Source organism: Pseudomonas sp. 14P5.3.2, assembly GCF_057799175.1.
In genome coordinates this window covers 1-11,652 of the sequence record NZ_JBYOKU010000024.1, presented here as the reverse complement: position 1 = coordinate 11,652, position 11,652 = coordinate 1, and the positions used below count along the sequence as shown (strand labels likewise).

Annotated in this window: 10 protein-coding genes; 6 read left to right on the top strand and 4 right to left on the bottom strand. The window is 60.9% G+C overall.

Annotation, left to right across the window (positions count from 1 at the left end; genetic code table 11):
- The first annotated feature begins 70 nt into the window (after positions 1–70).
- Positions 71–1,588, top strand: a complete 1,518-nt coding sequence (locus AC27VU_RS19025; RefSeq protein ID WP_488724656.1) for an MDR family MFS transporter — start codon at positions 71–73, stop codon at positions 1,586–1,588.
- A gap of 126 nt (positions 1,589–1,714) precedes the next feature.
- Here AC27VU_RS19025 and AC27VU_RS19020 read toward each other — a convergent pair whose 3' ends face one another.
- The 4 genes from AC27VU_RS19020 to AC27VU_RS19005 all read right to left on the bottom strand — a co-directional run bounded on the left by AC27VU_RS19020 (position 1,715) and on the right by AC27VU_RS19005 (position 5,687).
- Positions 1,715–2,563: a cache domain-containing protein gene (locus AC27VU_RS19020; RefSeq protein ID WP_473018053.1), complete on the bottom strand. Its 849-nt coding sequence runs from the start codon at positions 2,561–2,563 to the stop codon at positions 1,715–1,717.
- A 234-nt stretch (positions 2,564–2,797) separates the two neighbouring features.
- Positions 2,798–3,631, bottom strand: coding sequence for a hypothetical protein (locus tag AC27VU_RS19015; protein WP_003227652.1), 834 nt, complete (start codon positions 3,629–3,631; stop codon positions 2,798–2,800).
- A gap of 116 nt (positions 3,632–3,747) precedes the next feature.
- A complete protein-coding gene (locus tag AC27VU_RS19010; protein WP_047296149.1) occupies positions 3,748–4,740 on the bottom strand; it encodes an NAD-dependent epimerase/dehydratase family protein in 993 nt (330 codons plus the stop codon).
- Positions 4,741–4,793: 53 nt separating this feature from the next.
- On the bottom strand, positions 4,794–5,687 hold the full coding sequence (locus AC27VU_RS19005; protein ID WP_003227656.1) for a LysR family transcriptional regulator ArgP: 894 nt from the start codon (positions 5,685–5,687) through the stop codon (positions 4,794–4,796).
- Between the two features lie 96 nt (positions 5,688–5,783).
- Here AC27VU_RS19005 and AC27VU_RS19000 point away from each other — a divergent pair, with 96 nt between their 5' ends.
- From AC27VU_RS19000 to AC27VU_RS18980, 5 genes are all read left to right on the top strand, one after another.
- Positions 5,784–6,185 carry an ACT domain-containing protein gene (locus AC27VU_RS19000; RefSeq protein ID WP_488724655.1) on the top strand — a complete coding sequence of 134 codons (402 nt, stop codon included), beginning with the start codon at positions 5,784–5,786 and terminating at the stop codon, positions 6,183–6,185.
- 5 nt (positions 6,186–6,190) lie between these two features.
- Positions 6,191–6,793 (top strand): LysE/ArgO family amino acid transporter, encoded by a 603-nt coding sequence (locus tag AC27VU_RS18995; protein ID WP_103486325.1) that lies wholly within the window; start codon positions 6,191–6,193, stop codon positions 6,791–6,793.
- A 176-nt stretch (positions 6,794–6,969) separates the two neighbouring features.
- Positions 6,970–7,566, top strand: coding sequence for a superoxide dismutase (locus AC27VU_RS18990; RefSeq protein ID WP_003227660.1), 597 nt, complete (start codon positions 6,970–6,972; stop codon positions 7,564–7,566).
- Positions 7,567–7,920: 354 nt separating this feature from the next.
- Entirely contained in the window at positions 7,921–9,972 is a 2,052-nt protein-coding gene (locus tag AC27VU_RS18985; RefSeq protein WP_003227662.1) for a putative bifunctional diguanylate cyclase/phosphodiesterase, read from the top strand.
- A 228-nt stretch (positions 9,973–10,200) separates the two neighbouring features.
- The gene (locus tag AC27VU_RS18980) at positions 10,201–11,541 is read left to right on the top strand and encodes an imelysin family protein (RefSeq protein ID WP_003227663.1); all 1,341 of its coding nucleotides are present in this window, start codon (positions 10,201–10,203) and stop codon (positions 11,539–11,541) included.
- Positions 11,542–11,652 lie beyond the last annotated feature (111 nt).

Here is an 11,652-nt window from a genome sequence, read left to right as displayed (position 1 = left end):
GACTTACACTGGCGAGCATTCCCGCTCGCCTGACGATCCGCGGGACTCTCACTGCCCGCAGGTTTCGCCCGTGACCAATCTTCACCAGCCTGAAACACCCAAACCGGCCATTCGCAGCGTGCTGGTCGCGCTGATGCTGGCGATCTTTCTCGGCGCGCTGGATCAGACCATCGTCGCCGTCTCGATGCCCGCCATCTCCGCACAATTCAAGGATGTCAGCCTGCTGGCCTGGGTAATTTCCGGGTACATGGTGGCGATGACTGTGGCCGTGCCGATCTACGGCAAGCTCGGCGACCTGTACGGGCGGCGCAAACTGATGCTGTTCGGCATGGGCCTGTTCACCCTCGCCTCGCTGTTCTGCGGTATGGCGCAAAGCATGGAACAACTGGTGCTGGCGCGGATTCTCCAGGGCATCGGCGCCGGCGGGATGATTTCGGTCAGTCAGGCGATCATCGGCGACATCGTCCCGCCCCGCGAACGCGGCCGTTATCAGGGTTACTTCAGCAGCATGTACGCGGTCGCCAGCGTCGCCGGGCCGGTGCTCGGTGGCTACATGACCGAATACCTGTCGTGGCGCTGGGTGTTCCTGATCAACCTGCCGCTGGGGCTCGGCGCCTGGTGGGTTGCCAATCGCAACCTGCGCGGGCTGCCGATTCCGCAGCGCAAGCCGATCATCGACTACCTCGGCACGCTGCTGATGATCATCGGTTTGACCGCCCTGCTGCTGGGCATCACTCAGGTCGGTCAGGGCCATTCGTGGCGCAGCAGCGAAGTGCTCGGCTTGTTTGCCTGTGCAGTGCTGATACTGGCGGTGTTCGTCTGGCATGAACGCCGGGCGCGGGAGCCGCTGCTGCCGATGCACCTGTTCACCAACCGCAATGCGTTGCTGTGCTGGTGCACGATTTTCTTCACCAGTTTCCAGGCGATCTCGCTGATCGTGTTGATGCCGTTGCGCTTCCAGAGCGTCACCGGCGCCGGGGCCGATGCGGCGGCGTTGCACTTGCTGCCGCTGGCGATGGGGCTGCCGATTGGCGCTTATTTCGCCGGACGCCGCACCTCGGTCACCGGCCGTTACAAACCACAGATTCTGACTGGCGCGCTGCTGATGCCGATCTCGATTCTCGGCATGGCGTTCAGCCCACCGGACGCGACGCTGGTCAGCAGCCTGTTCATGCTGCTCAGCGGGATTGCCGGCGGCATGCAGTTCCCGACCTCACTGGTCGGCACGCAGAACTCGGTGGATCAGCGCGACATCGGCGTCGCCACCAGCACCACCAACCTGTTCCGCTCGCTGGGCGGCGCGGTGGGCGTGGCGTTGATGTCGGCGCTGTTGCTGGCCTTTTTGCAGGACTCGAGTTTTGCCCATCTGGCGAGCAACGCGCTGATCAGCGAGGGGCATTCGGGCAATGTGCTGCTCGACGGTTTGAACGCCGCCCCGGGTGAGGCACAGCACGCCTTGCGCGCCGAGCTTTCGGTGACGTTCCGGCATTTGCTGTGGGTGAGTACGGCGGTGTCGCTGTTGGGGCTGGCGGCGGCAATTGCGATGCCGAACAAGTTGCTGCGCGGGCGGGAGCACGGCGCCAAATAGGCACAGATGCCATGAAACCTGTGGGAGCGAGCCTGCTCGCGAAAGCGGTGTGTCATTCAACTGTGATGTCAGCTGACACTATGCCTTCGCGAGCAGGCTCGCTCCCACAGGGGGGCAAAGGTATTTTCAGGGGCTGTAGTAACCCACCGCCACCAGAAAATGCCCGACCTTCTTCAGGTAGGCATGCTTGTCCTCGACCTTGCCGGTCACCGGGTTTTTCCAGCGGTATTCGTATTCGCCGTCATCCTGCTTGGCGATCAGCGCCAGAATCGGCTCGCCCACCGGTTTGCCTTCCGGGTCGTTGATCTTGCTGAAATCGGTATTGATCAGGCGCAGGTTAGTGCCGTGGGCAACGTAGCGTTGAGTGTTCAAATCAACGACGAACACATACAAGTCATCCTGCAGATAACCGCCCTTGAGCGAGTTGATGGCCGTCAGGGTGCCCTTCTCGTTTTTCCCCAGATCGGTTGCAGCCTTGTCGAGGAGTGCCTTGGCCTGCTCGGCTGAAGCACGCGGCAGGTAATAACCGACCGCCAGAATGCGCTGACCGATGCGCTGGTAATACACATGTTTGCGCTCGACCTTGCCGTCCGCCCAGTTCTGCCAGCGGTATTCGGCCTGTTGAATGCCGTTGCCTTCCGGCACCAGCAAGGCGTCCTTGAAGGCTTTCTGCAAATCCGGCGCAAGCACCTCGCTGACGTCACGGCCGATCAAGGCTGAGGATGGGCCACCACTGGCGAGCATCACGCCTTTGGTATCGACCACGAACACGTAGCGATCCTTGTCGACGAACTCGCCCTGACGGCTGAACGCGGCGAAGGCCTTGTCGCCATTGTCGTGGTAATAGGCCAGGGCCTTTTCCAGCAGCGCAATGGCGGCCTTGCTGTCATCCTTTTGCGCGGTGGCAGCGTTGACCTGCGCTACCCCCACCAAAAGCATCACACCGAGCCACGCCACTTTATGCAAAAAACCCATAACGCATCCCTCGTTCTTGTTGGTGTTTCAAGAGCGTAGACGGCTTGGGGTAGGAAGGCGGTCGAAGATGAATCCAGAAGTTGCGGTATCCCCTGTGGCGAGGGAGCTTGCTCCCGCTCGGCTGCGAAGCAGTCGCAAAACCTGCAAATGCGCTCTACCTGAACGAAAGCAGGGGAGCGCTTCGCACTCCAGCGGGAGCAAGCTCCCTCGCCACAAAGGTTCCTGACTCCGGCCCTATGGCCGGGCATTGATCTGCTGCTGCAGGTTCTGGATCTGCGCCTGCAGGGTGTTGATGTTGCGGGTCATCTGGCCGCGGAATGCGTCGAACTCGGCGGTATTGCCGCCACCCTGCGCAGCGGCCGGGCGGTTGTCCTGTTCACTCTTGAGGACGATGATTTCCTGCTCCAGACGCTCGATCGCCGCGCTCGGGTTGCCTTGCTTCTTCAGCGCGGCAATGTCGGCACTCAGGCTCTTGAGCTGCGCATCGAACTTGCCGGTGTCGACCGGGGCGCTTTTCAGGGTTGCCAGTTCCGCACTCAGGGCTTTGACCTGAGCCTGCAACTGGGTATTGGCGTTCTGTTGTTCGGTGGTCTGCGCGGTCATCTGCGCCAGACGCTTGTCCAGATCGCTGGTCTGACCGACCACGCCTTGCTGCTGTTTACTCTGATCCAGCAACTGGGTTTCCAGCTGTTTGATCTGCTGCTTCAAGGCTTCGCTGTCGCTGTTGACGTTGCTCTGACTGGCGACGACCTTGCCGGAAATATCCTGCAGGCGTCCCGCCGCTTCCTCGCTGATGCGCGCAAAGCTTTCCTGGGTGGCCACCAGTTGCTGCTCCATCAGCGAAATCTGCTGGAAGCTCCACCAGGCCAGACCGATGAAAGCAAAGAACAGCGCGCCAACCAGCGCCCACAACGGCCCGGTGCTCGCGGCCTTGACCTTGACTACCGGCGGCGTGCGCGAATGCACGGAAGTGCGGGCGGTCGGCGGAATGTCATCGTCGTCAAAGGTGTCGGCCCGCAGGCTCGGTACATCGTCGAAATCGTCGTTGGCATCGTTACGCATGGACATTGAGGCAACCTTTGTGGAACGCGGTGATGGCTGAATGCAGCGAAGTATAACCGTCGCAGCCGCAGGGATTGACCCTCAAGCGGCGGCGCGGTTCATTGCCGGCCGGGCGACTTGTATCAACGGATGTCCTGGGCTTTCCACCAGCCACAGAACTCGTCGAGGGCCGACCACAGGCTGACTTTCGGATCGTAGTCCAGATAATGCCGGGCGCGACTGATGTCGAGGGTGAAATTTTTCTTCATGACCTGCATGCCCAGCCGCGACAGGGTCGGCTCCGGGCGTCCCGGCCAGAGTTTGCACACGCCTTCGTTGAGCGCCGCAACGCTGTAGGCCAGACCGTACGAGCGGTATTTGGTGACCTGCGGCACTTCCATTTTGCGCATCACATAATTGACCACATCCCACAACGGCACCGGCGCGCCATTGCTGATGTTGTAGGCCTTACCCAACGCGGAACCGGCCGCCAGCAGACTGCTGAGCAGCGCTTCGTTGAGGTTCTGCACGCTGGTGAAATCGACCTTGTTCAGGCCGTCACCGATGATCGCCAGACGCCCCTTGCGCTGCATGTTCAGCAGGCGCGGGAAGATGCTCATGTCGCCGGCACCGGTGACGAAACGCGGGCGCAGGGCGATGGTTTCGAGGCCGAACTCCTGGGCGCCGAAGACCTTTTGCTCGGCCAGATATTTGGTCGCCGCGTAGTGATGCTTGAAGCGCTTGGGCACTTGCTCTTCGGTCAGGCCGAGGTGATCGCGGCCATCGAAGTAGATCGACGGCGACGACAGATGCACCAGCCGCCGCACGCGCTGCTTGAGGCAGGCTTCGACGACGTTTTCGGTAACCTGCACGTTGCCCTGATGAAAGTCCTGATAACGCCCCCACAAGCCGACGGCACCGGCACAGTGCACCACCGCTTCGACGTCGGCGCAGAGTTCGCGCACCAGATCCGCATCGGTGAGATCGCCCGGGACGAACTCGGCGCCACGGCGCACCAGATGCTCGACGCTCTCGGCCCGGCGACCGTTGACCCGCACGTCCAGGCCCTGCTCCAGGGCGAAACGCGCAAAGCGTCCGCCAATGAAGCCGCTTGCGCCGGTGACCAGAATTTTCATGTAACGCTCCGATGTCTTTCGTTTACCTGATACGTCTGTCTTGACGCTGACCGTCAGCCCAAGGGCACCAGCCATCGTGGTGAAGAACGTAGCAATTGTTCGGTCAGCAAGCCCAGCAACTGACCGCCATTGCGCCAATGATGCCAGTACAACGGCACATCGATCGGTTTATCTGGCAACAGTTCGCGCAAAGTCCCGCGTTGCAACTGCTCGCGCACTTGCAGTTCCGGCACCAGTCCCCAACCGAACCCGGCTTCGGTCAGACGCACAAAACCTTCGGATGACGGGCACAAGTGGTGCTCGAAACCACCGTCGACACCGAGCGATGCGAGGTAACGATGCTGGAGGAAATCGTCCGGCCCGAACACCAGCGCCGGGGTACGCGGCAACTGTTCGGCACGCACGCCATCGGGAAAATGCCGCTCGATGAACGCCGGACTGGCCAGCGCCCGATAGCGCATCGCCCCGAGCAACACACTGCGCGCACCGGCCACCGGGCGTTCGCTGGCACAGACACACGCCGCGACTTCTCCGGCACGCATGCGCTTGAGGCCGACGGTCTGATCTTCCACCACCAGATCCAGCAATAAATGCTGCTCGGCGCAGAAATCGCCCACGGCTTCGGCCCACCAGGTGGCGAGGCTGTCGGCGTTGAGGGCGATGCGCAAACGCTCCGGCACGCCCTCTTCGTCAAGCGCCGGCACCAGGGTCTGCAAGTCACGCTCAAGCAGGCGCACCTGCTGCACATGGTTGAGCAGCCGCCGGCCAATCTCGGTCGGCGACGGCGGTGTGCCGCGCACCAGCACCGGTTGGCCGACCCGCGCTTCCAGCAGTTTGATCCGCTGGGAAATCGCCGATTGCGACAAGCCCAGCACCTGTGCGGCGCGTTCGAATCCGGCCTGCTCGACCACAGCGGCCAGCGCGGAAAGCAATTTATAGTCGAACATCAGTTTTCCTAATGAGCGATCAGCACTATTGGTTTTTCTTATACAGCTTTCGACCGGAGAATAGCCAGCAAGCACTCTTTATCAAGGAACACTGCAATGGCTGGCGAAACCTCACTCACGACGTTGCTGCGCAGCATGAGCCCGCAGCTCAATGCCGGTGAATACGTGTTCTGCACCCTGCGTGACGCTCAGTTGCCCAACGGTCTGGAGATTGTCGGCAGCTTTCGTGAACAGGAAGGCCTGACCGTGATCCTCGAACGCTCTCAGGCGGAACACGCCGGGTTCAGTTTCGATTATGTCGCGGCGTGGATCACCCTCAACGTGCATTCGGCATTGGAAGCGGTCGGCCTCACCGCTGCGTTCGCCACAGCACTGGGCAAGGCCGGGATCAGTTGCAACGTGATCGCCGGTTACTACCACGACCATTTGTTTGTCGGACAGGCCGACGCCAAACGCGCCATGCACGTACTGCGCGATCTCGCAGCCAACGCGGAGTAATCGTTATGTGGCAAAGCTATGTGAACGGCCTGCTGGTGGCGTTCGGGTTGATCATGGCGATCGGCACGCAGAATGCTTTTGTATTGGCCCAGAGCCTGCGGCGCGAACATCACCTGCCGGTGGCGGCGTTGTGTGTGGCGTGCGATGCGCTGCTGGTGGCGGCCGGGGTTTTCGGCCTGGCCACGGTGTTGGCGCAGAACCCGACATTGCTCGCAGTGGCGCGCTGGGGCGGCGCCGTCTTTCTGATCTGGTACGGCAGCCAGGCGCTGCGCCGGGCGTTCTCGAAACAGAGTCTGGATCAGGGCGAAAACCACACCGTACGCTCGTTGCGCGCGGTGATGCTCAGCGCGCTGGCAGTGACGTTGCTCAATCCGCACGTTTATCTGGACACGGTGTTGCTGATCGGCTCGCTCGGTGCGCAGCAGTCGGTGCCGGGGGCTTATGTCGTGGGCGCGGCGAGTGCGTCGCTGCTGTGGTTTTTCACTCTTGCACTGGGTGCCGCATGGCTTGCACCGTGGCTGGCGCGGCCGAGTACCTGGCGGATTCTCGATCTGGTGGTGGCGTTGATGATGTTTACAGTCGCAGGGCAATTGATATTGGCGCAGTGATTTATTCCAAACAGCTCTGGAACCTCTATCCCACACAGTTGTTGCGTGGTTAAGCCTTGACCCCGGTGCTATGATCCGAACCCTGCGCCGCAAAGAGTAAAAACTCGTCGGTGCATTTCTGGCCGCCCGTGATCGGCCTTGCGCTCACCGCAACAGACCTGATTAGGAGAATCATCATGGCTTTCGAATTGCCGCCGCTGCCTTACGCACACGATGCCCTGCAGCCGCACATTTCCAAGGAAACCCTGGAATTTCACCACGACAAGCACCATAACACCTATGTCGTGAACCTGAACAACCTGGTGCCAGGCACCGAGTTCGAAGGCAAGACCCTGGAAGAGATCGTCAAGACTTCCTCGGGCGGCATCTTCAACAACGCCGCTCAGGTCTGGAACCACACTTTCTACTGGAACTGCCTGGCGCCAAACGCCGGCGGTCAACCAACCGGCGCACTGGCTGAAGCCATCAACGCGGCTTTCGGTTCGTTCGACAAGTTCAAGGAAGAGTTCAGCAAAACCTCGATCGGCACCTTCGGTTCCGGCTGGGGCTGGCTGGTGAAGAAGGCTGACGGTTCCCTGGCTCTGGCCAGCACCATCGGCGCCGGCAACCCGCTGACCAGCGGCGACACCCCGCTGCTGACCTGCGACGTCTGGGAACACGCTTACTACATCGACTACCGCAACCTGCGTCCGAAGTACGTTGAAGCGTTCTGGAACCTGGTCAACTGGAAGTTCGTTGCTGAGCAGTTCGAAGGCAAAACCTTCACCGCTTAAGCTGCGCGCCAGATAAAAAACCCGGCTATGGCCGGGTTTTTTTATGCCCGAAAAAAGCCGCACCGCATCGAATCCCACTCAGGCCGTTTTCCCACAACGAAAGCAGCCTTCGACCTCTTGCCGCCGCGCCGTAGCGGGCTACCATCAAATCAGTGAAAATTTGTTCCGCACCGCTCAAGTTGAGGGCCGAAACTACCGACACAGTACAAATAGAGCTGAGACTCCAGACAGCAGCATTTCGGCCAAGGCCACGGGCAAATGTTCCGGGGCTTGATTGTCCCTTTGACTGCCAACACGGGATTGCCAATACTCATGGCAACTTGACGCTACCCGCACGGAACAAGGAATAACCCTTTGAAGCTGGAACTCAAGAACAGCTTGTCGGTGAAGTTGCTCCGGGTCGTGCTCCTTTCGGCATTGATCGTCGGCGTGGTCTTGAGCTGCGCCCAGATCGTTTTCGATGCCTATAAAACCCGCCAGGCGGTGGCCGGCGATGCGCAGCGCATCCTCGACATGTTCCGTGATCCCTCGACTCAGGCCGTGTACAGCCTGGACCGGGAAATGGGCATGCAGGTGATCGAAGGCCTGTTCCAGGACGACGCCGTGCGCCAGGCCTCCATCGGCCATCCCAACGAAGCGATGCTCGCGCAAAAATCCCGCGAGTTGCAGCACTCCAACAGCCGTTGGCTGACCGATCTGATCCTCGGTCAGGAACGCACCTTCACCACCCAACTGGTTGGCCGCGGCCCGTACAGCGAGTATTACGGCGACCTGAGCATCACCCTCGACACCGCCACCTATGGCGAGAGTTTCATCGTCAGTTCGGTGATCATTTTCATTTCCGGCGTGTTGCGCGCCCTGGCCATGGGCCTGGTGCTGTATCTGGTCTATCACTGGCTGCTGACCAAGCCGCTGTCGCGGATCATCGAGCACCTGACCGAAATCAATCCCGATCGCCCCAGCGAGCACAAGATTCCGCAGATCAAGGGCAACGAGAAGAACGAACTCGGCATCTGGATCAACACCGCCAACCAGTTGCTTGAATCCATCGAACGCAACACGCACCTGCGCCACGAAGCGGAAAACAGCCTGCTGCGCATGGCCCAGTACGACTTCCTCACCGGTCTGCCGAACCGCCAGCAATTGCAGCAGCAACTGGACAAGATTCTCGTCGACGCCGGCAAGCTGCAACGCCGGGTCGCGGTGTTGTGCGTGGGCCTGGACGATTTCAAAGGGATCAACGAGCAGTTCAGCTACCAGACCGGCGACCAGTTGCTGCTGGCGCTGGCCGACCGCCTGCGCGGCCATAGCGGTCGCCTGGGTGCCCTCGCCCGTCTGGGTGGCGACCAGTTTGCGCTGGTGCAGGCCGATATCGAACAACCTTACGAAGCGGCAGAGCTGGCGCAAAGCATCCTCGATGATCTGGAAGCGGCGTTTGCCCTCGACCATCAGGAAATCCGCCTGCGCGCAACCATCGGCATCACCCTGTTCCCCGAGGACGGCGACAGCACCGAGAAGCTGTTGCAGAAGGCCGAGCAGACCATGACGCTGGCCAAGACCCGTTCGCGCAACCGTTATCAGTTCTACATCGCCAGTGTCGACAGCGAGATGCGTCGCCGTCGCGAACTGGAAAAAGACCTGCGTGACGCGCTGATTCGCGATCAGTTCTACCTCGTCTATCAACCGCAGATCAGCTATCGCGATCACCGCGTGGTCGGGGTTGAAGCGCTGATTCGCTGGCAGCACCCGGAGCACGGTCTGGTGCCGCCGGACCTGTTCATCCCGCTGGCCGAGCAGAACGGCACGATCATTGCCATCGGCGAATGGGTGCTGGATCAGGCCTGCAAGCAATTGCGCGAATGGCACGATCAGGGCTTCGTCGATCTGCGCATGGCGGTCAACCTGTCCACCGTGCAACTGCACCACGCCGAGTTGCCGCGAGTGGTCAACAACCTGCTGCAGATCTACCGTTTGCCGCCGCGCAGCCTGGAGCTGGAAGTCACCGAAACCGGCCTGATGGAAGACATCAGCACCGCCGCCCAACATCTGCTCAGCCTGCGTCGTTCCGGGGCGCTGATCGCCATCGACGACTTCGGCACCGGCTACTCATCACTGAGTTATCTGAAAAGCCTGCCGCTGGACAAGATCAAGATCGACAAGAGCTTCGTTCAGGATCTGCTGGATGACGACGATGATGCGACCATCGTTCGCGCGATCATTCAACTGGGCAAGAGCCTGGGCATGCAGGTGATCGCCGAAGGCGTGGAAACTGCCGAGCAGGAGTCCTACATCATCTCTGAAGGCTGTCACGAAGGTCAGGGTTACCACTACAGCAAACCGCTGCCTGCCCGGGAACTGACTGCCTACCTCAAGCAAGCCCAACGCAGCAACGCGGCTATTTTATAAAGTCAAAAGATCGCAGCTTGCGGCAGCTCCTACAGGGATCGCATTCCCCTGCAGGAGCTGTCGAGTGAAACGAGGCTGCGATCTTTTGATCTGCGCCATCACACAGGCGTAAACAAGAAATATTTCCAGCCACAGCCCTTTACACATAATGCGAAAGATTTGCATTATGTCGCAGCTTTGCGCACCCCCGCGCCCTGTCCATTCAATTACCGAAGCAGGATGTTCGCCATGATTCGTATGCCTCTGGCTACCGCCAGTCTGCTGGCCATCGCTATTTCCCTCGCCGGTTGCGGCGAAGGCAAAGACAAGGCTGCCGCTGCGGCCACGCCGACTCCAGCCGCCAGCACCGCTGCCGCTGCTCCTGCCGCAGCCGGGAAAGTCGACGAAGCCGCCGCCAAGGCTGTGGTCGCGCACTACGCCGACATGGTCTTCGCCGTCTACAGCGATGCCGAATCCACCGCGAAAACCCTGCAGACCGCCGTAGACGCCTTCCTCGCCAAGCCGAATGCCGAGACGCTGAAAGCCGCCCGTGAAGCGTGGATCGCCGCACGCGTACCTTACCTGCAGAGCGAAGTATTCCGCTTCGGCAACACCATCATCGACGACTGGGAAGGTCAGGTGAACGCCTGGCCGCTGGACGAAGGCCTGATCGACTACGTCGACAAATCCTACGAGCACGCACTGGGTAACCCGGGTGCCAACGCCAATATCATCGCCAACACTGAAGTCCAGGTCGGCGAAGACAAGGTCGATGTCAAAGACATCACCCCGGAAAAACTCGCCAGCCTGAACGAGCTGGGCGGTTCCGAAGCCAACGTCGCCACCGGCTACCACGCCATCGAATTCCTGCTCTGGGGCCAGGACTTGAACGGCACCGGCCCGGGCGCCGGCAACCGTCCTGCTTCCGACTACCTGGAAGGCGCGGGCGCCACCGGCGGTCACAACGATCGTCGTCGTGCGTACCTCAAAGCGGTGACCCAACTGCTGGTCAGCGATCTGGAAGAAATGGTCGGTAACTGGAAGCCGAACGTGGCTGACAACTACCGCGCCACCCTGGAAGCCGAGCCTGCCGAAACCGGCCTGCGCAAAATGCTGTTCGGCATGGGCAGCCTGTCGCTGGGTGAACTGGCGGGCGAGCGCATGAAGGTATCCCTGGAAGCCAACTCCCCGGAAGACGAACAGGATTGCTTCAGCGACAACACCCACAACTCGCACTTCTACGATGCCAAAGGCATTCGTAACGTGTACCTGGGCGAATACACCCGCACCGACGGCACCAAGATGACCGGCGCCAGCCTGTCGTCGCTGGTGGCCAAGGCCGACCCGGCTGCCGACAACGCGCTGAAAGCCGATCTGGCCGCTACCGAAGCCAAGATCCAGGTCATGGTCGATCACGCCAACAAGGGTGAGCACTACGACCAGTTGATCGCTGCCGGCAATACCGCTGGCAACCAGATCGTGCGTGACGCCATCGCTGCGCTGGTCAAGCAGACCGGTTCGATCGAAGCGGCTGCCGGCAAGCTGGGCATCAGCGACCTGAACCCGGACAACGCTGATCACGAGTTCTGATCACGCGCGCTCGACTGAAAAAGGCGACCTCCGGGTCGCCTTTTTCATGCCTGCCATGCACAAAACCCTGTGGGAGCGGGGGTGGGGGGGGGGAGGGGGGGGGGGGGGGGG